At 43.9% G+C, this 24,037-nt stretch carries 28 protein-coding genes; all 28 read left to right on the top strand.

Annotated features, from left to right (window positions below; all coding sequences use genetic code 11):
- Positions 1 to 7: 7 nt before the first annotated feature.
- The 28 genes from fliJ (at position 8) to ACFQZT_RS30205 (ending at position 24,018) form a co-directional block, all read left to right on the top strand.
- Positions 8 to 451 carry a flagellar export protein FliJ gene (gene fliJ, locus ACFQZT_RS30340; protein ID WP_379306334.1) on the top strand — a complete coding sequence of 148 codons (444 nt, stop codon included), beginning with the start codon at positions 8 to 10 and terminating at the stop codon, positions 449 to 451.
- A gap of 22 nt (positions 452 to 473) precedes the next feature.
- The gene (locus ACFQZT_RS30335) at positions 474 to 1,391 is read left to right on the top strand and encodes a MotE family protein (RefSeq protein WP_379306332.1); all 918 of its coding nucleotides are present in this window, start codon (positions 474 to 476) and stop codon (positions 1,389 to 1,391) included.
- A 30-nt stretch (positions 1,392 to 1,421) separates the two neighbouring features.
- On the top strand, positions 1,422 to 2,885 hold the full coding sequence (locus ACFQZT_RS30330; protein WP_379306330.1) for a flagellar hook-length control protein FliK: 1,464 nt from the start codon (positions 1,422 to 1,424) through the stop codon (positions 2,883 to 2,885).
- 34 nt (positions 2,886 to 2,919) lie between these two features.
- Positions 2,920 to 3,366 carry a flagellar hook assembly protein FlgD gene (flgD, locus tag ACFQZT_RS30325; protein WP_379306328.1) on the top strand — a complete coding sequence of 149 codons (447 nt, stop codon included), beginning with the start codon at positions 2,920 to 2,922 and terminating at the stop codon, positions 3,364 to 3,366.
- Complete coding sequence (locus ACFQZT_RS30320; RefSeq protein WP_379306326.1) at positions 3,363 to 3,752, top strand: TIGR02530 family flagellar biosynthesis protein; 390 nt, start codon at positions 3,363 to 3,365, stop codon at positions 3,750 to 3,752. Before flgD ends, ACFQZT_RS30320 begins: the two co-directional genes overlap by 4 nt.
- Positions 3,753 to 3,844: 92 nt before the next feature.
- Positions 3,845 to 4,663, top strand: coding sequence for a flagellar basal body rod protein FlgG (gene flgG / locus ACFQZT_RS30315; RefSeq protein ID WP_379306324.1), 819 nt, complete (start codon positions 3,845 to 3,847; stop codon positions 4,661 to 4,663).
- A 58-nt stretch (positions 4,664 to 4,721) separates the two neighbouring features.
- The gene (locus ACFQZT_RS30310; protein ID WP_379306322.1) at positions 4,722 to 4,943 is read left to right on the top strand and encodes a flagellar FlbD family protein; all 222 of its coding nucleotides are present in this window, start codon (positions 4,722 to 4,724) and stop codon (positions 4,941 to 4,943) included.
- Positions 4,944 to 5,429, top strand: a complete 486-nt coding sequence (locus tag ACFQZT_RS30305; protein WP_379306320.1) for a flagellar basal body-associated FliL family protein — start codon at positions 4,944 to 4,946, stop codon at positions 5,427 to 5,429. It abuts the gene before it with no gap.
- A 32-nt stretch (positions 5,430 to 5,461) separates the two neighbouring features.
- Positions 5,462 to 6,460, top strand: a complete 999-nt coding sequence (fliM, locus tag ACFQZT_RS30300) for a flagellar motor switch protein FliM (RefSeq protein WP_379306318.1) — start codon at positions 5,462 to 5,464, stop codon at positions 6,458 to 6,460.
- On the top strand, positions 6,450 to 7,730 hold the full coding sequence (gene fliY / locus ACFQZT_RS30295) for a flagellar motor switch phosphatase FliY (RefSeq protein WP_379306316.1): 1,281 nt from the start codon (positions 6,450 to 6,452) through the stop codon (positions 7,728 to 7,730). The genes fliM and fliY overlap by 11 nt, the downstream gene beginning before the upstream one ends.
- 32 nt (positions 7,731 to 7,762) lie before the next feature.
- Entirely contained in the window at positions 7,763 to 8,125 is a 363-nt protein-coding gene (locus tag ACFQZT_RS30290; protein ID WP_188174156.1) for a response regulator, read from the top strand.
- A gap of 46 nt (positions 8,126 to 8,171) precedes the next feature.
- Positions 8,172 to 8,804 carry a flagellar biosynthetic protein FliO gene (locus ACFQZT_RS30285; RefSeq protein ID WP_379306313.1) on the top strand — a complete coding sequence of 211 codons (633 nt, stop codon included), beginning with the start codon at positions 8,172 to 8,174 and terminating at the stop codon, positions 8,802 to 8,804.
- The gene (gene fliP / locus ACFQZT_RS30280; protein ID WP_379306311.1) at positions 8,801 to 9,574 is read left to right on the top strand and encodes a flagellar type III secretion system pore protein FliP; all 774 of its coding nucleotides are present in this window, start codon (positions 8,801 to 8,803) and stop codon (positions 9,572 to 9,574) included. The genes ACFQZT_RS30285 and fliP overlap by 4 nt, the downstream gene beginning before the upstream one ends.
- A 22-nt stretch (positions 9,575 to 9,596) precedes the next feature.
- Positions 9,597 to 9,866: a flagellar biosynthesis protein FliQ gene (gene fliQ, locus ACFQZT_RS30275; RefSeq protein WP_235121924.1), complete on the top strand. Its 270-nt coding sequence runs from the start codon at positions 9,597 to 9,599 to the stop codon at positions 9,864 to 9,866.
- Between the two features lie 12 nt (positions 9,867 to 9,878).
- On the top strand, positions 9,879 to 10,676 hold the full coding sequence (gene fliR, locus ACFQZT_RS30270) for a flagellar biosynthetic protein FliR (protein WP_379306309.1): 798 nt from the start codon (positions 9,879 to 9,881) through the stop codon (positions 10,674 to 10,676).
- A 19-nt stretch (positions 10,677 to 10,695) separates the two neighbouring features.
- On the top strand, positions 10,696 to 11,790 hold the full coding sequence (gene flhB, locus ACFQZT_RS30265) for a flagellar biosynthesis protein FlhB (RefSeq protein ID WP_379306307.1): 1,095 nt from the start codon (positions 10,696 to 10,698) through the stop codon (positions 11,788 to 11,790).
- A 40-nt stretch (positions 11,791 to 11,830) separates the two neighbouring features.
- Positions 11,831 to 13,864, top strand: coding sequence for a flagellar biosynthesis protein FlhA (gene flhA / locus ACFQZT_RS30260; protein WP_379306305.1), 2,034 nt, complete (start codon positions 11,831 to 11,833; stop codon positions 13,862 to 13,864).
- Entirely contained in the window at positions 13,861 to 15,168 is a 1,308-nt protein-coding gene (flhF, locus tag ACFQZT_RS30255; RefSeq protein WP_379306303.1) for a flagellar biosynthesis GTPase FlhF, read from the top strand. The genes flhA and flhF overlap by 4 nt, the downstream gene beginning before the upstream one ends.
- The gene (locus ACFQZT_RS30250; protein WP_379306301.1) at positions 15,165 to 16,034 is read left to right on the top strand and encodes a MinD/ParA family protein; all 870 of its coding nucleotides are present in this window, start codon (positions 15,165 to 15,167) and stop codon (positions 16,032 to 16,034) included. Before flhF ends, ACFQZT_RS30250 begins: the two co-directional genes overlap by 4 nt.
- A gap of 46 nt (positions 16,035 to 16,080) precedes the next feature.
- Positions 16,081 to 17,187, top strand: coding sequence for a protein-glutamate methylesterase/protein-glutamine glutaminase (locus tag ACFQZT_RS30245; protein ID WP_379306299.1), 1,107 nt, complete (start codon positions 16,081 to 16,083; stop codon positions 17,185 to 17,187).
- A gap of 53 nt (positions 17,188 to 17,240) precedes the next feature.
- Positions 17,241 to 19,310 (top strand): chemotaxis protein CheW, encoded by a 2,070-nt coding sequence (locus ACFQZT_RS30240; RefSeq protein ID WP_379306297.1) that lies wholly within the window; start codon positions 17,241 to 17,243, stop codon positions 19,308 to 19,310.
- Between the two features lie 95 nt (positions 19,311 to 19,405).
- Entirely contained in the window at positions 19,406 to 19,867 is a 462-nt protein-coding gene (locus tag ACFQZT_RS30235) for a chemotaxis protein CheW (protein WP_379306296.1), read from the top strand.
- A 34-nt stretch (positions 19,868 to 19,901) separates the two neighbouring features.
- Entirely contained in the window at positions 19,902 to 20,489 is a 588-nt protein-coding gene (locus tag ACFQZT_RS30230; protein WP_379306412.1) for a chemotaxis protein CheC, read from the top strand.
- A complete protein-coding gene (locus ACFQZT_RS30225) occupies positions 20,486 to 20,980 on the top strand; it encodes a chemotaxis protein CheD (protein WP_379306294.1) in 495 nt (164 codons plus the stop codon). Before ACFQZT_RS30230 ends, ACFQZT_RS30225 begins: the two co-directional genes overlap by 4 nt.
- A gap of 4 nt (positions 20,981 to 20,984) precedes the next feature.
- Entirely contained in the window at positions 20,985 to 21,407 is a 423-nt protein-coding gene (locus tag ACFQZT_RS30220) for a hypothetical protein (protein ID WP_379306292.1), read from the top strand.
- Between the two features lie 19 nt (positions 21,408 to 21,426).
- Positions 21,427 to 22,215, top strand: a complete 789-nt coding sequence (locus ACFQZT_RS30215) for a FliA/WhiG family RNA polymerase sigma factor (protein WP_379306290.1) — start codon at positions 21,427 to 21,429, stop codon at positions 22,213 to 22,215.
- Between the two features lie 36 nt (positions 22,216 to 22,251).
- The gene (locus tag ACFQZT_RS30210) at positions 22,252 to 23,661 is read left to right on the top strand and encodes a flagellar assembly protein A (protein WP_379306288.1); all 1,410 of its coding nucleotides are present in this window, start codon (positions 22,252 to 22,254) and stop codon (positions 23,659 to 23,661) included.
- 21 nt (positions 23,662 to 23,682) lie between these two features.
- Entirely contained in the window at positions 23,683 to 24,018 is a 336-nt protein-coding gene (locus tag ACFQZT_RS30205; protein WP_379306286.1) for a hypothetical protein, read from the top strand.
- Positions 24,019 to 24,037 lie beyond the last annotated feature (19 nt).

Below are 24,037 nucleotides of genomic sequence, written 5' to 3'. Positions count from 1 at the left end.
GGCCTGAATGAAATTTCGGTATTCTTTCCAACAAATTGTGGATCTCAAATATAATGAAAGAACTCAAGCGGAGTGGATTCTCTCTGATGCTCTCGGTCAATTGCGGAACGAAGAAACCAGTCTTCACGGTTTATACGCAGAAAAAGATCAGCTTCAAAGTCAGATGGCTGATGCCTCCGGAAATTCAGTGAGAATTGCTGAAATGATGCGGTTGCAAACTTATATGAATCATCTGGATACGCAGATTATGCGCAAGCATCAAGATATTCAAAAAGCACAACATGTAGTGGAAAAGAAGCAAGAGCATCTCTCCGAAAGAATGATCGACGAGAAAGTATGGACAAAAGCGAGAGAGAAGGCTTACTGCCAGTTTCAATCTTTGGTTGCAAAGAAGGAACAGGAATCTCAAGATGAGATGGCCACGAACCGATACAAGCGACTGTCCTATTGAAGCGTGAAGGAGGGAAAAGGGAATGGCTGATACGAGCATAGAGGGTACATCCTATAGTGCATTAGAGCGATTCTTGATTTGGTTTGTCATCCCATTTGTGTTTACGGCGGTTCTGCTCTTCGTTTTGTTGTCCATCTTTGATTACGATATCAAGAGCAGCATTCAGAAGGCACTTCATAATACACCTGTTATTGGCAGTATCGTACCAGCGCCTAAAGAGAAAACAGTTGTGACTGGAGCAGGTAAGGCCTTGACCGCTGAAGAGTCTCTGAAGGGCAAAGATGATGAGATTGCAAAGCTGAACGCGAGAGTGGCCGAATTGGAAGCAGCGCTCAAAAAATCAGATGGAACGGCTGAACAAAAAGATCAATCTATAAAGGATGCGCAGGCCAAAGCTACTGAACTGGAAGATAAGTTAAAAGATAAGACGCAAACGGAAGAAGAGTACAACAATCAGATTACCCAGCTCGCTAGCATATATGCCAAAATGACGCCAAGCAAAGCGGCTCCGATTATTGAAAATTTAACACCTAAAGAGATGGTCTTGGTTTTCTCCATGATGAAAGCCGATAGTCGAGGAGCCATTCTTGAAAAGATGGATGCCAAAAAAGCGGCTGAAGCTTCGATCGGGTTAAAAGATGTGGTTCCTGTACGGGATAAAGAAATCGCCGCTCTTCAAGAACGATTAGCCTTGAATGGAGTTAAAGACCCAACTAAAGGTTCGACTTCCGTAAGCAAGGAAGATTTGGGACAAACGTTTGCTAATATGGTACCGAAAAGTGCGGCCAACGTGCTGTTAGAAATGAATAAATCAAACCCTGATAAAGTGCTTGCAATCCTAAGCGGAATGGATAACGCATCACGTTCGAAAGTGATGTCCTCCTTATCTGATGCCAACAAAGAAATTGCCGCTTCGATTACAGCAAAGCTCGCTCATTAAAAGATTATCCACATGAAGGGAGGTGAAAAAATGGACGTACAAATGCCAATTGCACCATCGTCAAATTCTTCAGCGCCTGCAGGGACTGCTTCGACTTCAACTGCGACAGGAAAAGCGAGTGCAAACGTGGGCGCTAAAGACGCATTTAATCAAATTTTGAGCGGTCAGCTTGAACAACAGCCCAAAGACGCTAATGATCCTTCGGCTGAAGTTACATCATTGGCAGCTTTGATGCAAATGCTTCAAAGTTTAACTATGCCGATGCAAAATGCAATCCAGAATGAACAAATGCCTGCTGGCGATTCTACTGAACAACAGCCTCTTCCAGAGATGTTACTGCAAGCGATGAACAGCAATGCAGGATTGGCAGAGAAGTTATTACAAAATCCTAAAATGAAACAATGGGTTGAACAAGCGGAGCAGTTGCTGAGCTCATTTAGCGATAATCCGATAACCCCAGCTTTTTCTTTGGGAAGTGGATCTAGTCTGCCGACCGCTGATACTTTCAATCTGCAAGCACAGAATGTATTGCTCACCCTTGCGTCATTATCGAAACAGCAGCCTGATAATCCGATTTTGCAATATTTGAATCAAGATTTACAGCATGCAATTGAACCTTTGCTCCCTCAATTCGTAGCTGGTTCGAATGCTTCAAAATTGTTGGATGAACAAACTGGCATTGCAACACAAGCCGCTGCAGGTTTGGAAGAAGACAAATCAATAGACGTTCATACTGCTAGTATGCGTCCCCAGCATAAGCGTACATATAAGCCAGCTGCTCCGGAGATGCAAAATGCAAACATCGTCACAGCTAAACAGCCTTCTATTTCTAAACTCGAGCTTCTTGCTGTGAAAAATGTCATAAATGTACCCGCTATTCAATCCATTATGAAGGCTGAAGTACCTTTGGAGCCTGACCAAGAACGTCCTTCAGATGTATCCGGGATTTCCAGTCCAATAATGGCTCTGAGCGATTTGCAAAAAGCACAACTTGCCACTTCACCGCTGGAGAAGCCCGTCGCACAAACGATGAATGCGGCCAATTTTTCGGCAGAAATGACCGAACATGTACTGAAAAACATGAAGGTTACATTAGCAAATGGCATCTCTGAAGCAAAGTTATCGTTATTCCCTAAAAATTTGGGACATATTGATGTGAAGATCACGATGCATGAAGGGCAACTGGTAGCTCAATTTGCTGCAGATAGCCTTGCTGGTAAACAGATGCTTGAAAGTCAACTTCCGCAGTTAAGACAATCTCTGCAAACGCAAGGATTGCAAGTAGAGAAACTTGAGGTTACACAAAGTCCAACGATGCAGTCCGGCATGTTCCAGGATCAACGTCAAGGACAGTCTTCCAACCAATCACAACGTCAGAGCAAAAATCGTTCTGCAGATTATGGAATAGATGCTCTGGATTTTAATCAAGAAATTGAGAACGTTGTACAGTCGCGTTCGGCTGTATACGGGAATTCCTTCGATGTGATTGCTTAATGAATCATGAAATAATTAGGAATCTGGAGGTGAAATGATGGCTACAGATCCAATTGTCGGCAATGTGTCGGATTTAATCAATGCCGGCAAGAACTCACAAACCAAGCAAAAAGATGGGAATGCCTTAGGTAAGGATGATTTCCTTAAAATCCTGATTACCCAACTTCAGAATCAAGACCCGACACAGCCGTTACAAGACAAAGAGTTTATCGCTCAGATGGCTCAGTTTACATCGGTTGAACAATTGACGAACATGGCAAGCGAAATGAAGCTAATGCGTCAATCATTGGGGTTTGTTTCAGGAATGATCGGCAAATCGATTACGTGGACCAGTACGGATTCCTCAGGAGCGTCAGTTGACAAGTCGGGTATTGTTGATTCCATTACATTTAAAGATGGCAATCAATATGCCAATGTGAAAGGAGAGGAAATTTCTCTGGACAAGCTCACAAAAATTGAGAATCCCGGAGAAACCAAATGACGGAGCGAATATCCATTGGGCAGCTTTATCCGAATGCGGCTCCTCCAGCGTCTACGAGACGAACACAACTTGTCCAACCGCGGGCGACTACCCCCGGTAAACCAACATTTCAAAATTTGCTTCAGGATCAATTTGTTCGTTTTAGTCATCATGCAGAGGTTAGGCTCAAAGAGCGAGGCATTCAAATTCAACCGGAGCAAATGGACAAAATTAGTTCTGCCATTGACAAGGCTGCAGCTAAAGGAGCCAAAGATGCCCTGATGCTTTTGAATGGCAACGCACTAATCGTCAATGTTCCTAATCGCACTGTAGTGACAGCGCTAGATGGAAAATCGATGAATGAACATGTTTTTACACAGATTGATAGTGCCGTTATTATTGCTTGACCAACAGGCTGGACCACTCTAGGGAGCCTGGAGCTGTGGAGCGAATGAAGCAGCTCAACTTATTTAGAAAACCTTTAGGAGGCATCTTACACATGTTAAGATCTTTGTACTCAGGCGTTTCAGGTATGCGCGGTTTTCAAACAAAATTGGATGTAATCGGCAATAACATCGCCAACGTGAATACAATCGGCTTTAAAGGCAGTCGTGTCATGTTCAAAGACATTTTGAGTCAAACGGTTTCAGGTGTTAGTGCTCCGGATGCTGAGCGTGGCGGTGTCAATGCGCAGCAGGTTGGTCTTGGTGTCAGCATGGCTGCAATCGATACCATTCATACTCAAGGAAGTGCTATGACAACTAATGTAACGACGGATTTACGAATTAATGGAGACGGATTTTTTGCAGTCGATACGACAACGCCAAGTGGACCGTTTTTGACGAGATCCGGCAACTTTACTCTGGATGCGAACCGAAACCTAGTCAATGCTGACGGCCTTCATGTGCTAGATGCGAGTGGCGCTCCGGTCGTTATTGATCCTGCGATCGTTTCGTTTTCAATTGGTCAAGACGGTACGATTAATGGAATTGATAATGCCGGTGCTAAAGTAACAGGCCAGCAATTAGGGATTATAACAGTTGATAATCCGGGTGGTTTGGAAAAAGTAGGCGGCAATTTGTACCGAACAACGGCGAATGCCCCGATGTCAGCAGGTAGCGGAAATGCGATTACAACTCCAGGGAATGCAGCGGCTGGTGCAGGAACACTGGTTTCCGGACAGTTAGAAATGTCAAACGTTGACTTGACGGGTGAGTTCACCGAAATGATTATTGCCCAACGCGGTTTCCAGGCGAACTCGCGCATTATTACCACTTCTGATGAAGTTCTTCAAGAGGTTGTTAATCTTAAGCACTAATAACTAAAGCATGCTAGATGGGGGGCTGAGCTCCCCCAACGGGATGCAGGAGGAAACAATGATTTCTCTAACACGATTAAACGGTAAGACCATCTTTCTGAATGCCATCTTAATCGAGATGATCGAAGAGACTCCGGACACCATGATTACATTGACCACAGGTAAGAAAATCACGGTTCTCGAGAAGGCAGAGGTTGTGGTAAGCTTAGTGCGAACCTACATGCAGGAAATCGGCTCAATTCGAGCCACTATCAAGTCCATGGATATGGAGGGCTCGTAGGTGTTTAAGAACAAAATTTTTATACTTATTGTTTCGATTTTGATCGCGATTACCTTGATATTGACAGCTGCATTTGTTTTATGGAATTTTATGGAGAAAAATAATCAATCCAAGGATCCGGCAGGACAAGCTCAAGATGCGGTTGCAAGTGTGAAACCGACTAAAGCGCCATCGGCTGAAACCGTCAAAGCAAATACGGCAATTATCAAAGATATTTTGACGAACTTATCCGGCAGCCAGAATTTCATTAAAATCAGTTTAGCTTTTGAATTAGAGAACACTAAAGGCAAGACAGAATTTGATAGTCTGCTAGACTCAGCTGTAAAAGGGACGATTGTTCAAACATTGGGTGACATGACCAAAGAACAAATCGAAGGCAGTAAAGGGTCTGATAGTTTGACTTCAACATTAATGAATAAATTAAACCCATTGCTGCACGACGGTAAAATCAAGCAGATTTGGATAACGGATAAAGTACTTCAATAGCTCGCTGAACTTGCTTTAAGGAGGTGACTCTTATGGTTGATGTATTGTCGCAAAATGAGATCGATGCCTTGCTCGCTGCTTTGTCCTCCGGTGAAATGGATGCGGATGAGCTCAAGAAAGAGGAGACGCAGAAAAAAGTAAGGGCTTATGATTTTAAACGAGCTGTTCGCTTTTCAAAAGATCATATTCGAAGTTTAACTCGAATACATGAGAATTTTGCACGATATTTGACGACTTATTTTTCTGCGCAGCTTCGTACATTCGTTCAAATTAACGTGGTCCAAGTCGAACAACTCCCTTATGACGAGTTTATTCGCTCGATCCCGAAAATGACCATTTTGAACATCTTTGAAGCAGAGCCTTTAGAGGGTCGGATGGTGCTTGAGGTTCATCCCAATGTTGCTTTTGCCATGTTGGACCGTTTGTTAGGCGGTGCGGGTACAACGCCCACCAAAATCAATGCTTTAACCGAAATTGAAACAATCGTGATGGAACGAATCTTCAGTAGAGCGTTCGATAGTTTGCAAGAGGCCTGGAAGACGGTTATTGATATTCAGCCTCGTTTAGAAGCTTTAGAAACGAATCCTCAATTTATGCAAATCGTGTCGCCCAATGAAACGATTGCGCTTATCTCATTGAGTACCAAAATCGGCGATACGACCGGTATGATAAACTTAGCTATCCCCCATGTCGTTATTGAACCGATCATGCCTCGACTTTCTGTGCATCACTGGTTTGTTTCGCAGAAAAAAACGAGAGCTCCGGAAGAAGTGGATGCACTTCAATCGCGCTTGGAGAAAGCCAAGCTGCCTCTCATCGCAGAATTGGGAACATCCGAGATCTCGATACGCGAATTTTTGAGCTTATCTGTAGGCGATGTTATCCCGCTGCGTAAACCCGTCGAAGATTCGCTTCAAGTCAAAGTCGGCGAGAAGCTGAAATATCTTGGAAACCCTGGTAGCGTAAAAGGGAAGTTGGCTGTACAAATTACTGATATCGTACATGAAGGAGAAGAAGAAAATGACGGGTAATAACAGAGATTATTTGTCTCAGGAAGAGATCGATGCCTTGTTAAGACAGACATCCGAAGATAGCTCAAGCTCCGACTCTTCTTTTCATGGGCATCCGAAAGTAGAGGATTTCCTGTCTTCTCTGGAACAAGATGCGCTTGGTGAAATCGGCAATATCACGTTTGGTAGTGCCGCCACAGCTCTTTCGACGTTGCTCGGCAAAAAAGTCGATATTACGACGCCTAAGGTTTCCGTAATTGCTAAAGAAGAATTGGAAGAGCAGTTTCCGAGGCCTCATGTGGCTGTTCACGTAAACTATGTGGATGGTTTTGATGGCATTAACCTTCTTGTGATCAAAACGCGTGATGCTCAGGTTATAGCCGATCTGATGATGGGCGGAGACGGTACAGGCGGGGATGAGAGTCTTAGCGAGATTCACATTAGCGCTGTGCAGGAAGCCATGAATCAGATGATGGGCTCTTCTGCAACATCGATGTCAACCATCTTTAATCGGTTTGTCAATATCTCTCCTCCAGGAATCGACATATTAAATTTGTCGAAAGGAGAAGGAAAATTACCTGATGAGGACGTATTTATTAAAATATCGTTCCGACTGACGATTGGCGACCTGATTGATTCCAACATTATGCAGTTGCTTCCTGTTCCATTTGCCAAAGAAATGGTTTCGATTCTGATGGGAGGAGATACAGATGCTGCTATGGAAGCTGCCCCGGCCGCTCAAGCACCTGCGCCGACTCCGGCTGCAGCTCCAAGGCAAGAAGTTCATACACCGCCTCCTGCCGCATCTGGGCCTATGTACGAGCAGCCTATGCAGCAACAGCCAATCTATGAGCAGCCTATGTATCAGCAACCGCCGATGGGCCAACCTATGTATCCGCCAATGTACCCGCCACAGCAGCCGATGTATCAGCAGCCTCCTGCGGCTTATGGTGGTATGCCAAATCGCAATGTGAACGTTCAGCCGGTTCAATTCGGAAGTTTGCAATCTGGCACAATGGGTCATGCAGATGATACGAACCTTAATTTACTATTGGATATACCATTGAAGGTGACAGTAGAATTAGGACGAACTCAAAAGGTGATTAAAGACATCTTGGAACTGTCCCAGGGATCAATCATCGAATTGGACAAGCTTGCCGGTGAGCCGGTGGACATCTTGGTTAACAATAAGCTGATTGCCAAAGGCGAAGTCGTCGTTATCGATGAAAACTTCGGGGTTCGTGTCACTGACATTGTGAACCAGTGGGAACGAATTCAAAAGTTACAATAACTTACTTAATTTATTAGGGGGACTGTTTATTAATGGCAAACCGTATTCTTATCGTGGATGATGCAGCTTTTATGAGAATGATGATTCGTGATATTTTGTCGAAAAATGGTTATGAAGTTTGTGGCGAAGCTAATGATGGAGCACAAGCGATCGAGAAGTACAAAGAACTCAAACCGGACCTTGTTACTATGGATATCACGATGCCTGAGATGGACGGCATTCAAGCATTGAAAGAAATTAAGAAGTTAGAGCCTAACGCGAAGGTTATTATGTGTTCAGCAATGGGGCAACAAGCGATGGTTATTGACGCCATTCAAGCAGGTGCCAAAGATTTCATCGTGAAGCCTTTCCAAGCGGATCGCGTTATCGAAGCAATTAAAAAGACTTTAGGCTAACCGCCTGGTTCGGTTGAGTCTTACATAAACCGAAAGGGATGTGGCTATGAGAAGACTCCAAAGCAAAACACTATTAACGGCTGCTTGCAGCCTAGTCATATTCCTTTTTATGGAGACCAAGTCTTTCGCTGCAGAAACCGAACCGGGATCTGGTCTTCCTGGTTCCGAGTTCCCGGCAACAACGGCTTTTGATTCATTTGCTATGATTGGCAAAGTCATATTTTTTCTTATCTTTATTATTTTCCTGTTTTTTATTCTTATTAAATTTTTGGCCAAGAAAAATAAAGGTTCATTCTTCGGAAACTCCGTTCGTTCATTGGGTGGAGTACCGCTTGGTCAGAACAAATCGATTCAAATTGTTGAAATTGGTCATTCTCTCTTCGTAGTTGGCGTCGGTGACAATATTCAATTGCTGGATAAAATCAATGACGCCGATGAAGTGGCCTATATTACGGATTTGCTTACTTCTACGCAGGATCAACGTTCTGGCTTTGATTCCTTAAGCAAATGGCTGAGCAAGCTCCCTGTTCGCAAGAAGGAAGTCGAGGAAGAAGTAGAAATTACTTCATCCTTCCAACAAGTGTTCCACGATAAGCTGCAGAGAGTGACGAATCGCAACAAAAATGTCGAGGAATGGCTTTCGGATCAAAAACAAAAAGATCGGTTGAATGAAGAATGAAAAGAAACAAGATAGTGGTTGTGGCTTTATTGCTGGTTATGTCGGTTTTCGTTATTTCACTTACAGCATCTGCCGCGGAGACCGATCCGGGCAATCCGATTCCCGGACTAAATGTCAATATCGGATCAAGCGGTGCTGCGGGATCGTCGAACACCGTTACGCTTTTGCTTTTATTAACCGTCTTGAGTTTGGCCCCTTCGTTTCTTATCTTAATGACGAGCTTTACGCGGATTGTCATTGTACTTGGATTCGTTCGTACATCACTAGGAACCCAGCAGATGCCACCCAACCAGGTTTTAATCGGACTAGCTCTGTTTTTAACCTTTTTTATCATGTCTCCAACCCTGGGTCAGGTCAATCAAACTGCATTGCAACCCTATCTGAAAGGCGAGATTAATCAAACGCAAGCTTTTCAGAAAGCCGCTGGTCCTATGAAAGAGTTCATGTTTAAGCATACGCGTCAAAAAGATTTGAAATTATTCCTGGATTATACGAAAGCCAAAGCGCCAACAGGAGTAGACGACATTCCGATTACTGCACTCGTACCGGCCTATGCGATTAGTGAACTTAAGTCTGCTTTTCAAATGGGATTTATGATATTCATTCCGTTCTTGGTCATTGATATGGTTGTTTCCAGTACCTTAATGGCGATGGGGATGATGATGCTGCCGCCCGTTATGATTTCATTGCCTTTTAAGATCCTGCTGTTCATTCTTGTTGACGGCTGGTATCTTGTAGTGAAGTCATTACTGCTCAGTTACAGCACATGATCATGATTACGGAGGTATTCTAATGGGTTCGGAATTCGTTATTCGTATTGCCGGTGAAGCAGTGTATACGGTACTCAAAGCGAGTGCCCCGATGCTGGTCATTGGTTTGGTCGTCGGTTTAATCATCAGTATCTTTCAAGCTACTACGCAAATTCAGGAGCAAACACTTGCTTTTGTTCCTAAAATCGTAGCCGTACTCCTGTCCATTTTGATTTTTGGACCTTGGATTATGAACACATTGGTTGATTTTACTTATAATTTGCTGAACAACCTTTACAAATTCGTTGGTTAGGTTGTGAGGGTGATGGAACTCTTTTTTCAGGTTCTACCTAGCTTTCTGCTTATCTTTTGTCGAATTACATCATACTTTGTCGTTGTTCCCGTATTATCTTCAAGAAATGTCCCGGCGATGTTCAAAATCGGGCTATCCATCTTTATTTCGTTAATCGTATTTATGACATTTGGATTCAATCAGCCTGTGCCTATTGATGGGCAATACGTACTGTTAATTTTACGGGAGATGCTGGTTGGTGTATTGCTCGGATTTTTAGCTTATATTTTTTTCACTGTCGTTCAAACAGCCGGAGCTATTATGGATATGCAGATTGGATTCAGTATGGCGAATGTGATTGATCCTCTAACCGGAGTGTCTTCTCCGATGTTGGGGAATTTGAAATACATGGTCGCGGTGCTGCTCTTCCTATCCTTCGACGGACATCATTTTTTCATCCGAGCCATCATGGAAAGTTATCAATGGATACCGTTAAATAATCAGCTGTTCGATCGTATTTACAACGGTCAAATTTCGGAGTTTCTTTTTCAATCGTTCTCTAAAATGTTTTACTTATCGTTTCAACTAGCTGCTCCAGTCGTTGCAGCGCTGTTCTTAACCGATTTGGGCTTAGGGCTTTTGACGCGGGTTGCCCCGCAGTTCAATATTTTTGTCATTGGTGCGCCTTTGAAAATGATTCTGGGATTCATTTTACTCATTTTCTTGTTCCCTGAATTGATTTCACAATTCCAAAGCTTATTTGCTTCAATGTTTGACTCGATGGAAAAGCTGCTGCAGCTTATTAGCGGCGCTCCACCAACATCTCCTTAAGTACGGGAGGAAGAAGGCCGTGTCCCAACCATTTCGCTTGCAGCTGGATTTACAATGGTTTGCTGGGGAAAAGTCGGAACCAGCCACACCGAAAAAGAGGCAGGAGGCACGTAAAAAAGGTCAAGTTGCCAAAAGCATGGACCTGCCTGCTGCTGCCATACTATTATTCTCTTTCCTGTCGTTCATCATGTTCGGCGGTTATATGAAAGAGAGGATAATGAATATTTTTCTTAATGTTTTTGAAAATCAGTTGACGATGGATGTTACTGCAGGGAACGTCCATGTTTTATTTTCGGATCTTGTAAAACAAGGCTTGTTCATCTTAGCCCCGCTTTTCATACTTGTTGTCGTTATTGCCATTCTCGGTAATTATGGGCAAATCGGCTTTATGTTCATCGGCGAGCCGTTGATGATGAAATTTAGCAAAATCAATCCGATTTCCGGGTTCAAACGGATTTTCTCCTTGCGGACCGTGATGGAGTTTCTAAAATCGACGTTGAAAATGAGCATAATTGGCTATGTCGTCTATAGCACGTTAATGGGAGAGAAGGCTAAGCTTTTTGGTCTGGGCCATGCTCCGCTTGAGAGCACGTTTTCATTAGTCGCTTCCATTACGATTAAACTTGGAATAAAAATTGGCGCTATTTTAATTGTACTGGCTATCTTTGATTTTATTTATCAAAAATATGAATTTGAGAAAAGCATCAAGATGTCGAAGCAGGATATTAAGGATGAGTATAAGAAAAGCGAAGGGGATCCCCACATTAAAGGGAAAATCCGCGCAAAACAGCGCCAAATGGCGATGCAGCGGATGATGCAAGAGGTTCCCAAAGCGGATGTCATTATTACGAACCCGACACACTTTGCCGTTGCTTTGAAATATGATGCCAACAACATGCAAGCACCGACCGTTATTGCTAAAGGAACCGATTACATGGCTTTAAAAATAAAAGAAGTTGCCAAACAAAGCGGTGTTATGACGATGGAAAATAAGCCGCTTGCACGTGCGATTTATGCCCAGGTGGAGATCGGTGAAGCCATCCCGGCTGAGCTATTCCAGGCTGTCGCTGAAGTGCTTGCGTACGTATATAAAGTTAAAGGCAGAACCAACTGATTTCGTTTACGGATATTTGTAAGGAGGGAGGTACAATCAGATGAGAATGAAAGATTTACTAGTTCTGGTGGGCATTATCGGTATTGTATTAATGATGGTTGTACCGGTTCCGATCCCTTTATTGGATTTTTTGCTTATTATAAATATTTCAGTGGCATTAATGATTATATTGGTGGGCATGAATACGAAGGAAGCCCTTCAATTTTCCATTTTTCCTTCCTTATTATTAATCACCACTTTGTTCCGGTTGGCGCTCAACGTTTCAACGACTCGGAACATTTTGTCGCATGCTGAAGCAGGTAACGTGGTCAGAACTTTTGGTTCCTTTGTAGCCGCAGGCAATATCGTTGTAGGATTTGTCGTATTCCTCATTCTTGTCTTGGTTCAATTCATTGTGATTACCAAAGGTTCTGAGCGTGTTGCCGAGGTCGCAGCGAGATTTACGCTCGATGCGATGCCTGGTAAGCAAATGAGTATTGATGCTGATTTGAATGCCGGCTTAATTAATGAGACGCAAGCGAGAGAACGCAGACAAAAGATTGAACGCGAAGCAGATTTTTATGGAGCGATGGATGGTGCCAGTAAATTCGTAAAAGGGGACGCCATCGCGGGTATTATCATTCTAGTCATTAACCTCTTAGGCGGTTTCATCATTGGGATGACGCAGAAAGGCATGTCATTCAATGAAGCACTCCAAACGTTTTCAATTTTAACTATCGGTGACGGGCTTGTCAGTCAGATTCCTGCGCTTCTGATTTCAACGGCAGCTGGTATCATTGTGACGCGCGCTTCGTCAGAAGGCAATTTGGGTCACGACATTACCTCTCAAATTACCGCTCAGCCCAAGTTGCTTTATATTGTGGCCGGAACGCTCGTTACGCTTGGTATCTTTACTCCCATTCATTGGTATACGACTTTTCCAGTTGCAGGCTTGCTCGCTTTCGCGGCCTATAAAATGCAAAAAAACTTGGAAAGGCAAGCGATCAAAGAGGAACAATTGGTCGAGGAACAGCAAATCGAAGAGGTTCGCAGTCCCGAGAGTGTTATCTCGTTACTACAAGTGGATCCTATTGAGTTTGAATTTGGATACGGTCTAATTCCTTTGGCCGATACGCAGCAGGGCGGGGATTTATTAGACCGAATTATCTTGATCCGCAGACAATGCGCACTTGAATTAGGCGTTGTTGTGCCGGTTATCCGTATCCGGGATAATATTCAACTTCGACCAAACGAGTATATCATCAAAATAAAAGGCAATACGGTAGCGCGTGGAGAACTACTCCTTAATCATTATTTAGCAATGAGTCCAGGGATCGATGACGATTCAATTTCGGGTATCGAAACGACTGAGCCTGCATTTGGTTTACCAGCGATCTGGATTGATGAAGTGACAAAAGAACGAGCAGAACTATCCGGTTATACGGTCGTAGACCCGCCTTCCGTCGTGGCGACGCATTTGACAGAAATTATTAAAAAGCATACGCACGAACTTTTGGGCCGACAAGAGACGAAGGCGCTTATCGACAATGTTCGCGAAACGTATCCTGCTCTGGTGGACGACTTGATTCCTTCCGTTCTTTCCATTGGAGATGTACAGAAAGTTCTGGCCAAACTGCTTCGTGAAAAAATATCTGTACGCGATTTGGTTACCATATTGGAGACACTGGCTGATTATGGTTCCTACACGAAAGATCCTGAAATATTAACCGAATATGTCAGACAGGCATTATCCAGACAGATTACACAGCAGTTTACTTCTATAGGGGATTCGTTAAAAGTCATTACTGTCGGTCCATCCGTAGAAAAGAAAATCGCTGATTCCGTTCAGCAGTCCGATCAAGGCAGTTACTTGGCGCTTGATCCATCGTCTTCACAGATTATTCATCATCGGGTGAGTGAACAAGTATCCAGATTGATACAATCCGGCCAACAGCCAGTCATTCTTACATCTCCAACAATTCGTATGTATTTAAGACAGCTTTTGGAGAGAACGCTGCAAGATATTCCGGTATTATCCTATAGTGAATTAGAGCCTAGCGTAGAAATTCAGAGCATGGGGGTAGTCAATTTATGAGAGTAAAAAGATATGTTGTTGATTCCATGCCTGATGCGCTGCAAAAAATACGCACCGACTTAGGCAAAGATGCCGTTATTCTAAACACAAAAGAAATTCGTACAGGCGGGTTTCTTGGTATGTTCGGCAAAAAAAAGATTGAGGTTATCGCGGCAATTGATGCCGCCTCAAACGCAGGGAATTCGGGAGCATCCCGAATCCCTTCACAACAACCACCGCGTGTTCAAACAGCCGTTGCGACGGCTTCACCTACAAAAACACATCAGCACCGTTCTGACTTTCCAGAAGTGCCTGACGTATTAGCGCCTGCAGCTTCTATAAAGAAAGAACTGGCTTCCGTCCCGTCTACGATGGAGGCTGCGCCCAGTTATTCACCTCAACAAGTTTATGCAGCTCAATCGGTTGTTGCTGGCGTAAGATCGAATCCTAAAGAAGAGCTGCTCCTAGAGGAGCTCAAGCAAATGAAAGAAATGATGCGCAAGTTGACGGTTTCTTCTGTTGACTCGGAGCTCCCTGAGCCTCTCAAGAGGCTTGAGCAAAAACTTCTTAATCAGGAAGTTGATTCAAATATCGTTGGGCAAATGATGGATGAAGTGGTAGCCGAGCATGAGGAAGCCCAAGCGGCAGTTACAGAGGATTCCGCACAACAAGCAATACGAAGGAAACTTGGCGAACTTTTCCGGACAGATACGAGCAAACGCATTTTGCCAAGCACGCGAGTTGTTCATTTTGTTGGACCTACTGGAGTAGGAAAAACAACAACCATCGCCAAATTAGCTGCAGAACAAGTGCTGAAATATCAACGCAAGGTTGGCTTTATTACTTCCGATACGTATCGGATTGCAGCCATTGAACAATTGAAGACGTATGCGACGATCTTGAATGTTCCACTAGAAGTTGTATTCTCGCCACAGGATCTGTCGAAAGCTTTTCATAATCTCGAAGGTTGCGATGTGATCTTCATGGATACAGCCGGTCGGAATTTTCGAAACGAGATGTACGTCTCGGAGTTAAATGCATTGCTTAAGACACAAGGAAACAGCGAAACCATTCTGGTTCTTAGTTTGACGACTAAATATCGGGATATGCGAGCGATAACGAACAATTTTAACAAGTTTAAGCTAGACAAAGTGCTCTTTACAAAAATGGATGAGACCGACTCCTATGGCGCTATCGTCAACTTGGTTCATGAGTTTTCCCTGAAGCTTTCATATGTCACTAACGGTCAAAGTGTCCCTGACGATATTACAGAAATGGATGAACAACAAATTATTGATCTGTTATTGGAGGAACCGCTGTCATGACTGATCAAGCACAAGGGTTACGGAACCTGGTCCAGATGCAAAACGAGAAAACCAACAAGACAACAAGGATCATTACCGTGACTAGCGGAAAGGGTGGCGTAGGAAAATCCAACTTTACGTTGAACTTCGCTCTGACGCTTCAGTCGCAAGGGTACAAGGTCCTTGTCTTTGATGCAGATATTGGTCTTGCAAATATCGATGTACTCATGGGTGTATCTTCTAAATATAGCTTGTACCACTTGCTTAAGAAAGAAAAGAGCATCTGGGAGATTATTCAAAAAGGCCATAATGGTCTAGAGTTCATCGCCGGTGGATCGGGTTTCAATGATTTGCTCAGACTAACGGAGGATGAGCTGGACTATTTTGCCGAAGAAGTCACACAACTGAATGGATATGTAGACTTTATTATATTTGATACGGGTGCGGGATTGTCTAAGGAAACCTTAAAATTCATTCTCGCCGCTGAAGAAACAATAGTTGTTACGACACCAGAGCCTACTTCGATTACAGATGCTTATGCGATTATAAAAATGGTTAACTCCATGGGACACAAGGTTTCTTTCAAGCTGGTGATTAATCGTGTCACAGATTCTAAGGAAGGTAAGCACACTGCGGATAAGATTAGCCTGGTTGCCAAGCAATTTTTGGATCTCGATATTCCAACTTTAGGATTTGTGGATGATGACAATTCTGTTTCCAAAGCCGTTAAAAAACAGGTCCCATTTACTGTAGCCTTTCCGAATTCAGCAGCCTCCAGAAGCTTGCATTCTCTTGTTGATCGCTACATCACTGGTTACCAAGTGAATGAAGCCTCTTCATCTGGTGTTAAAGGCTTTTTGAATAAAATGATGAAGCTTCTGAAATAAGTTTCGATTGTAGTCTCCAATCGACCCATAGAGGGAGGGAAACAGCATGGCGCCATATCACATACTTGTCGTAGACGACTCCGTCTTTATGCGCAAAATCATAAGCGATCTCATTACTGAAAATCCGCAATTTAAGATTGTGGGAACCGCGAAGAACGGCAAGGAAGCCATCGAGCAGGTGAAGTTATTAAAGCCTGATGCTCTTACGATGGACGTCGAGATGCCGGAGATGAACGGTTTAGAAGCTTTAGAACGAATTATGGCTGAACAGCCAACGCCTGTTATTATGCTTAGCTCACTTACGCAAGAAGGGGCTGCTGAGACGATAAGGGCACTGGAGTTAGGTGCTGTCGACTTTATTCGAAAGCCATCGGGTTCGATTTCGTTAGATTTGTATAAAGTGAAGCAACTGCTGCACGAGAAGCTGCAAATAGCGGTGCGAGCCAAGCCGAAATCGATTCATCAAGCTTCTCCATCTAGGCTCAGCCAACCTCCAATGACTAAGAGCCCAGTAAGCATGACGAAGCCTCCTGACACCAAAACTACACCAAGAAGCAGCGGCGGAGGCACGCAATTCGAACATTTAGTGGCTATCGGAACATCAACAGGAGGGCCGCGCGCCTTGCACCAGGTGATTTCACAAATCCCTGCAGGGTTTCCTGCGCCTATACTTATTGTCCAACATATGCCGCCTAACTTTACGAAGTCTTTGGCTCAGCGGCTTAATGACATATCCCAGATTCAGGTTGTTGAGGCTGGGGACGGTGATATCCTTCATACAGCAACTGCTTATGTAGCCCCTGGCGGTTGGCATATGACAACATATAAAGATTCTTCGAAAGTGTACAAAATTCGTTTAACCAAAGAAGATCCTCGTTCTGGCCACCGCCCCTCGGTGGATGTCATGTTTGAGTCTTTATTACTCATGAGCGAATTAAAGAGACATGCCGTACTAATGACGGGGATGGGGAGTGACGGCGCCAAAGGCATGCTATCCCTGAAACAATCTGGAGCAGCGACAACAATTGCGGAATCAGAAGAAACTTGTGTGGTCTATGGGATGCCTAGAGCAGCTATCGAATTAAAAGCGGCTATGCATATACTGCCACAACAGGATATTGCATCAAAGATTTCCCAAGCTGTACTTACTTAAAGTAAAGCGATAATCAGCAGGTTACATAGTGATCCTATTGGAGGTGTGTGGTTGTGGAACTTAGTCAATATTTATCTATGTTTATCGATGAATCGAAAGAACATTTACAAGCCATGAATGAGAACTTACTCAGTCTGGAGAGCAGCCCTCAGGACATTAGCATTGTGCACAATATTTTCCGCTCGGCGCATACGTTGAAAGGAATGTCTGCAACGATGGGCTTTGAGGACATCGCCTCGTTGACTCATGAGATGGAGAACGTCCTGGATTTGGTACGCAATAGCAAGCTGGATATGAATCCTTTCATTTTTGATTGTATTTTTAAGAGTCTTGATTCACTAGAGTCGATGGTAGAAGACATTATTCAAGGCGGGACCGGTAAGGCGGATGTTACACAAATCGTTGCCTCACTGCGTTCGATCGTGACAGGCGATTATAACGTGGCCCAAGTTGCAGCAACTTCGGCTGTTAAAGAACCTTCGAAAGGTATTGAAGTTGACGAATTCCAATTTTCCATTCTTCAACAATCTATCGAATCTGGTTTCCTGGTATTTTATTTGGAAGTTAGTGTTCAAGAGAGTTGTGTACTGAAAGCAGCACGTGCTTATATGGTGTTCGATGCTCTTGAAAGAATGGGAGAAATCGTTAAAGCGACTCCATCCGTTCAAGAAATCGAGCAAGAGAAGTTTGATCGAACGTTCTCTCTCTATTTTATTTCTAAAGTCGATCAAGTAACATTAGAAAAAGAAATTCTAAATGTTTCAGAAATTGAATCCGCTGTAATTATTACAGTCGATACCGAATCGCTTGCAGAATTGTCTCGCCCAAGAACGGAAGTGGAAGCTGCTACTCAAGAAATCGCAGCAGCCGTTGCGGCTGCAACGGCGACAACTGCACCTGTACACGTTGAGGCGCCTAAGGCGGAGCCAGCAATAGCGGCTAAGCCGTCGGCAGCAGGTGGGGCTCCGGTCGCAAGTCGTACGATTCGCGTTGATATCGAACGGTTGGACGCATTGATGAATTTGTTCAGTGAGTTATTGATCGATCGTGTGCGTTTGGAACAATTGGCCAGCGAAGTGAAGCGCAATGATCTGACCGAAACCGTAGAGCACATGTCTCGAGTTAGCAGTGATTTGCAAAATATCGTATTGAAACTGCGCATGGTACCCGTTGACTCGGTCTTCAACCGTTTCCCGCGCATGATTCGCGATTTGGCCAAATCACTGGATAAAAAAGTGGATTTGGTAATAACAGGTGCCGATACAGAGCTTGACCGCACAGTTATTGACGAAATCGGGGATCCATTGGTTCACTTGCTGCGAAATGCGGTAGACCATGGTGTAGAATCGATCAGCGATCGGTTGGCTGCAGGTAAAAGTGAGCACGGTACGATCCAGCTTCGAGCTTTCCATAGCGGCAATCATGTATTTATTGAGATTGAAGAAGACGGCAGAGGCATTCATCGGGAAAAGGTGCTTAAAACCGCGCTCAAGAATGGCTTAGTTACGCAAGAACAAGCCGCAAAACTGAGCGACAAGGAAGTTTACAATCTTCTTTTCGAATCCGGCTTCAGTACGGCCGATAAAATTTCCGACATTTCCGGACGGGGCGTAGGTTTGGATGTTGTGAAAACGAAGATTCAAATGCTTGGCGGTCATGTACAAGTAGATTCCAGACCCGGTCTGGGCAGTAAGTTCTCTGTACAGCTCCCGCTAACTTTATCGATCATTTCGGCGATGCTTGTTCGACTTGGCAGTGAGAAATATGCGATCCCGCTTTCTTCGATTGTTGAAACTTCCGCGATCCAGAAATCGCAGATTCGCAATATTCATGGCAATAAAATGGTCGATTACCGAAATTCCGTTATCCCGCTTGTTTCGCTCAGTCATTTGTTCGATGTTCCTGACTTTGATGAAAGCCTTGAAGACGAAACTGAAATCGTCGTTGTACGCAAAGGGGACAAACAGGTTGCGCTCATGGTAGATGAATTCATAGGCCAACAAGAGATTGTATTAAAGACATTAGGCAAATATTTATCCGGATTATTTGCCATCTCTGGCGCTACAATTTTGGGAGACGGGCAGGTAGCCTTAATTATTGATCCTAATGCATTAATCAAGTAAATAAGCAGTTCGTTACGAAGCCAGTTTTTCTGGCAAATACTTAGTAACGCTTACGATGCAAGTTTTGCAAGGCAAAACTCTAAGGAGGTTTCACAATGGGAGAAGAAAAAAAGGTTATCGTATTTGCGCTTGGCACAGAAGAGTACGGTGTGGAAGTTGAAAAAGTAAGAACGATTGAAAGAATGCAGCCAATGACACGTGTACCCAAAGCGCCTGCGTTCATTAAAGGTGTAATCAATTTGCGCGGAGTCGTGATTCCGATCATTGATCTTCGTTCAAGATTCGGGCTGGACCAGCAAGATTATAGTGACGCGACTCGGATAATTATCGTATCTGCGGGTGAATTCGAAGTGGGCCTGGTCGTGGATTCCGCCAACGATGTCATTGACATCGACACCGATCATATTGATAATCCGCCAGAAATTGTTGGTGGAATTAAAGCCAAATATTTGGATGGTATCGCGCGTGTCGGGGAACAAAGACTGCTTGTACTGCTGAACTTGGAGCAGGTACTGGATCGCCAAGAAATTCAACAGTTAGAAAGAATAGAGGAATAACGTGGATCTGTTTAATGATTTAGCTGATTTCCAAATGGACGTTCTCAAAGAGGTGGGGAATATCGGCGCGGGGCATGCTGCTACTGCGCTTTCCACACTGCTGGATAAACCGATTGATATGCTCGTTCCTAAAGTGCGAATGCTGCCCTTCGAAGAGATTTGCGAAAGCGTGGGCGGAGCAGAGACAGTTGTATTGGCCATCTTTTTGCGTGTAGACGGAGATGCTCCAGGGAACATGTTCTTTATTCTTAATCTCGACTCTGCCAAAAATATGTTAAGGGATCTAGTGGGTCTCGAAATTCAAGAAGAAGATGAATATTCCGAACTTGAACTGTCTGCCTTGAACGAAATCGGCAACATTTTGGCTGGTTCGTATTTAACCTCTTTGGCTGACTTTACGCAATTAAATCTGCAGCCAACTGTTCCGTCCTTGGCCATTGATATGGCAGGTGCCATTTTAAGTTATGGACTTTTACAGTTTGGGCAAATGGGGGATCAGGCGCTGTTGATTGATACCAAGTTCTTGGAAGGGGAAAATGAAGTTCAGGGACATTTTTTCCTTATCCCCGACCCCGAATCGTTCGGGAAAATATTTGCTGCATTAGGAGTAGAAGCTCCATGATCCAAGACAATTTGATCAAAGTTGGAATGGCTGATCTGAATGTCGCTCATCAGACGGGCGTGCTGAAGACAACGGGACTAGGATCTTGTGTAGGCGTCACCCTGTATGATAGCCGCGTTAAGGTCGCAGGAATGGCACATGTGATGTTACCATCATCAGAAATTGCCCGAGAAGGTTCCATCAACATAGCCAAATATGCCGACACAGCTATTCCGGAATTGATTTCTCAAATGGAGAAGCTCGGTGCGATTGTTGGCCGGATGGAGGCAAAACTTGCCGGTGGCGCACAGATGTTTGCTTTTGCTGGAAATAATGATACGATGAGAATTGGTCCGAGAAATGTAGAATCTTGTAAAGAAATGTTGAATAAATACAGAATTCCTATTAAAGCTGAGGATACGGGAGCTAATTACGGACGAACCATCGAATTTAATTGTGAATCCGGCGTTTTGACGATCCGAAGTGTCCAACAAGGAGTAAAGGAAATCTAACATTATGATAGGAACCATTCGTATCAATGTGATTGTAGCTGCTTTGGCTGGAATACTCACATTTGCACTATCCATCGGTAACAATGTGTTGTTGACAACATGTATGAGAAGTTTCTATAGTTTTTTGATTTTGTTTGCCCTGACTTTTGGCTTCAGATGGGTGTTGGGCTTCACGATGGGGCTTGAGCATGTGAATGGCCAATCAATGGATGATTCCGTAAATGCCGCTGTCGGGCAAAATCTGGATTTAACCACACCTGAGGATGCGGCGACTCATGAGCTGCTCAAAGCAAATTTGAACTCTCCTCTTTCTGATAATGCTGAGGAATCACTGTTTTCACCGCTGAATCCACCTAAGCTCGTCACCAAGAATAATTTGGACCCTGAACAACTGGCCGGCGCCTTAAGGCGTATGTCAGAAGACTAAGGATGGTGAAACGTAAGTCATGATCGAACAAAAGCAACCTCAATTGGCTAATATAGAGCTCTGGAAGCAGTGGAAAGAGCAGGGGTGGGTACCTGCGAAGCAAGCACTAATCGAGAATTACCTACCTTTGGTCGATTATGTATCCGGACGCCTTGCCATCGGACTTCCCAAGAGCGTTTCGAAAGAAGATCTTACGAGCTATGGGGTTATGGGGCTTATCGATGCAGTTGAAAAGTTTGACTATGCTCGCGGACTACAATTCGAAACCTATGCTTCTTGGAGGATCCGGGGAGCTATTATAGACGGCCTTCGTCAAGGTGATTGGGTACCCCGGTCCGTAAGGGAAAAGGCCAAGAAAGTCGAGGAGGCTTATCAGAAGCTGGAGCAGAAATATCTTCGTTCCGTAACCGATGCAGAGATGAGTGAGTATCTGCAGGTTAGTGAGCAAGATTTTCAGCAAATGCTTCAGGATATCTCGATCACGACCATATGTTCCATTGATGATCCGATTCGTGACGAAGAGTCCGAAACGAGACTTTCATTGCTCATTGATGAGAAAGCCAAAAACCCTGAATTCAAGGTCAATGAATTTTATTTGAAGGAATCTCTGGCTCGTGCAATTGAGAGACTGACGGAAAAGGAACGAACCGTTGTGTCCTTATTTTATTTTGAAGAACTATCTTTAAGCGAAATTGCAGAAGTGATGAATTTATCCCCTTCCCGCATTTCCCAGCTGCATTCCAAAGCCATTCTTCGCTTGAAGGGCGCCTTGGGACGGTTCAAAACACAGCTTTTTCAAGATACTTAACGTTAAATAAAAAGGACACGAAAGGTGGTATGTCCAATGCAAGAGAGGAACATGCCTGTCGACTATTACATCACGATTACTATCTCGGACGACAAATTATCAGCGTTTTTACTAATCAATAACGCAGACGACAATTTCAGTGTAACAGTCGGTCAACTGGAAGAATTAATCACCGCAAATCATATCGTACATGGATTGAACCGAACATTGCTCTCGCAGATTTCGACCAACCCGAAGTCTTTTTTTCATCAAAAAGTAGTGATTGCTTCTGGGACCAAGCCTCAGGAGGGTCAAAACGGGTATATCAAGTATATTTATGATTTTGATAATGAAGACAAGAAGCCACTTGAAATGGAAGACGGGAGGGTCAATTATAAAGAAGTCATCTCCATCCACAATGTGAAAAAGGGACAGCTCATCGGCCAGCGATTTCTGGCAACGGAAGGTACTCCCGGAAGGGCCGTGACCGGTGAAACAATTTTCACAAAAGCAGGTAAAGAAGCTCGTTTCAAAATGGGCAAGAATGTGATTACGGACGCCGACCAGATGGGTCTATATGCGGTCATAGACGGAATGGTCGTCAAGACCGACCGTGATAAAATTAACGTATTCCCGATCTACGAAGTTAACGGCAATGTAGATTATAACATTGGTAATATTGATTTCATTGGTACTGTTGTTATCCGCGGCAATGTCCTTCCAGGATTTAAAATCCGCGCAGCCGGAGATATCCGGGTGACGGGCGGCGTTGAAGCAGCGGAGCTTGAAGCAGACGGCTCAATTGAAATTAACGCCGGCATCGTTGGGCAGAATAAAGCACATGTGAAGGCCGGACATAATGTCAAAAGCTCCTTTGTTCAGGATGCGATTGTTGAAGCGGGCGAAGAGTTAAACGTATCACAAAGTATTATGCATTCTACAATTCGTGCGGGTAAAGCCGTTAACTGTAATGGCTCGAAAGGACTGATTGTAGGTGGTACAATTCAAGCCGGTGAGCGCGTAACGGCAAGAACCATCGGTAATTCGATGTCAACTGCGACAGTAATCGAAGTCGGCGTACTCCCTGAACTTCGAAATGAAATGATTCAACTTCGCAATCAACTGAAAACGCATATGGAAAATATGGATAAAACGGACAAAGCGTTAACACTGTTGGATCAATTAGCGGCTGCTGGACAGCTCGGACCGGATAAAGTTGCGATGCGAATTAAATTGAATCATACAAAAAAGCAAGCCCTTGACGAACAAAGTACGATTAAAGATCGGATTCTAGAGATTGAGAAGTCGCTGGAAGATTCCGAGAAGTCCAGAGTAGAAGTGATTTCAACCATTTATGGCGGTGCTAAGATCGTTATCGGCCGTTACACGAAATTCATTAAAGATCCTACGAATCGGATGACATTCCGTTTAAGCGATGGAGATATTTCAATGAGTGCTTATGTGTAATTGAAGGAGATGCTTATCTAAATGAGCATGAAATCCATTGATTTACAGTTTGCCGTACATAAAAATGATGAGGCAGGCCAAAGGCAAAATCAACTTATGCAAAAGCCGCGGCAGGATGAGACGATTCTTGAGAATCAGTCGGCGCAAACGACGGAGCTCGACCGCGGGCGCAGTAGTAAGTTAGAAGAAAGTGCTCGAACCAATGGTAAGGATCGTCAAAGCCGCAAGCATCAGAAGCAGCAAGCGCATAAAAATGAGAATAATGCGAATTCGGAGTCAACTACTGTTTCTTCTAGCGCAAATAGTCCTTATCCAGAGCATCCGTATAAAGGGCATCATATTGATTTATCGCTATAATCACGTTATTTCATTATAG

It is taken from the genome of Paenibacillus sp. GCM10027628 (assembly GCF_042676385.1).
Classification (GTDB): Bacteria; Bacillota; Bacilli; order Paenibacillales; family NBRC-103111; genus Paenibacillus_E.
This window is presented reverse-complemented; position numbering and strand designations above follow the sequence as displayed.

Bases quoted from the DNA above. Each gene is read 5' to 3' on its own strand.
- fliJ (WP_379306334.1), top strand. From the start codon at position 8: ATGAAATTTCGGTATTCTTTCCAACAAATTGTGGATCTCAAATATAAT.
- ACFQZT_RS30335 (WP_379306332.1), top strand. From the start codon at position 474: ATGGCTGATACGAGCATAGAGGGTACATCCTATAGTGCATTAGAGCGA.
- ACFQZT_RS30330 (WP_379306330.1), top strand. From the start codon at position 1,422: ATGGACGTACAAATGCCAATTGCACCATCGTCAAATTCTTCAGCGCCT.
- flgD (WP_379306328.1), top strand. From the start codon at position 2,920: ATGATGGCTACAGATCCAATTGTCGGCAATGTGTCGGATTTAATCAAT.
- ACFQZT_RS30320 (WP_379306326.1), top strand. From the start codon at position 3,363: ATGACGGAGCGAATATCCATTGGGCAGCTTTATCCGAATGCGGCTCCT.
- flgG (WP_379306324.1), top strand. From the start codon at position 3,845: ATGTTAAGATCTTTGTACTCAGGCGTTTCAGGTATGCGCGGTTTTCAA.
- ACFQZT_RS30310 (WP_379306322.1), top strand. From the start codon at position 4,722: ATGATTTCTCTAACACGATTAAACGGTAAGACCATCTTTCTGAATGCC.
- fliM (WP_379306318.1), top strand. From the start codon at position 5,462: ATGGTTGATGTATTGTCGCAAAATGAGATCGATGCCTTGCTCGCTGCT.
- fliY (WP_379306316.1), top strand. From the start codon at position 6,450: ATGACGGGTAATAACAGAGATTATTTGTCTCAGGAAGAGATCGATGCC.
- ACFQZT_RS30290 (WP_188174156.1), top strand. From the start codon at position 7,763: ATGGCAAACCGTATTCTTATCGTGGATGATGCAGCTTTTATGAGAATG.
- ACFQZT_RS30285 (WP_379306313.1), top strand. From the start codon at position 8,172: ATGAGAAGACTCCAAAGCAAAACACTATTAACGGCTGCTTGCAGCCTA.
- fliP (WP_379306311.1), top strand. From the start codon at position 8,801: ATGAAAAGAAACAAGATAGTGGTTGTGGCTTTATTGCTGGTTATGTCG.
- fliQ (WP_235121924.1), top strand. From the start codon at position 9,597: ATGGGTTCGGAATTCGTTATTCGTATTGCCGGTGAAGCAGTGTATACG.
- fliR (WP_379306309.1), top strand. From the start codon at position 9,879: ATGGAACTCTTTTTTCAGGTTCTACCTAGCTTTCTGCTTATCTTTTGT.
- flhA (WP_379306305.1), top strand. From the start codon at position 11,831: ATGAGAATGAAAGATTTACTAGTTCTGGTGGGCATTATCGGTATTGTA.
- flhF (WP_379306303.1), top strand. From the start codon at position 13,861: ATGAGAGTAAAAAGATATGTTGTTGATTCCATGCCTGATGCGCTGCAA.
- ACFQZT_RS30250 (WP_379306301.1), top strand. From the start codon at position 15,165: ATGACTGATCAAGCACAAGGGTTACGGAACCTGGTCCAGATGCAAAAC.
- ACFQZT_RS30245 (WP_379306299.1), top strand. From the start codon at position 16,081: ATGGCGCCATATCACATACTTGTCGTAGACGACTCCGTCTTTATGCGC.
- ACFQZT_RS30235 (WP_379306296.1), top strand. From the start codon at position 19,406: ATGGGAGAAGAAAAAAAGGTTATCGTATTTGCGCTTGGCACAGAAGAG.
- ACFQZT_RS30230 (WP_379306412.1), top strand. From the start codon at position 19,902: ATGGACGTTCTCAAAGAGGTGGGGAATATCGGCGCGGGGCATGCTGCT.
- ACFQZT_RS30225 (WP_379306294.1), top strand. From the start codon at position 20,486: ATGATCCAAGACAATTTGATCAAAGTTGGAATGGCTGATCTGAATGTC.
- ACFQZT_RS30220 (WP_379306292.1), top strand. From the start codon at position 20,985: ATGATAGGAACCATTCGTATCAATGTGATTGTAGCTGCTTTGGCTGGA.
- ACFQZT_RS30215 (WP_379306290.1), top strand. From the start codon at position 21,427: ATGATCGAACAAAAGCAACCTCAATTGGCTAATATAGAGCTCTGGAAG.
- ACFQZT_RS30210 (WP_379306288.1), top strand. From the start codon at position 22,252: ATGCAAGAGAGGAACATGCCTGTCGACTATTACATCACGATTACTATC.
- ACFQZT_RS30205 (WP_379306286.1), top strand. From the start codon at position 23,683: ATGAGCATGAAATCCATTGATTTACAGTTTGCCGTACATAAAAATGAT.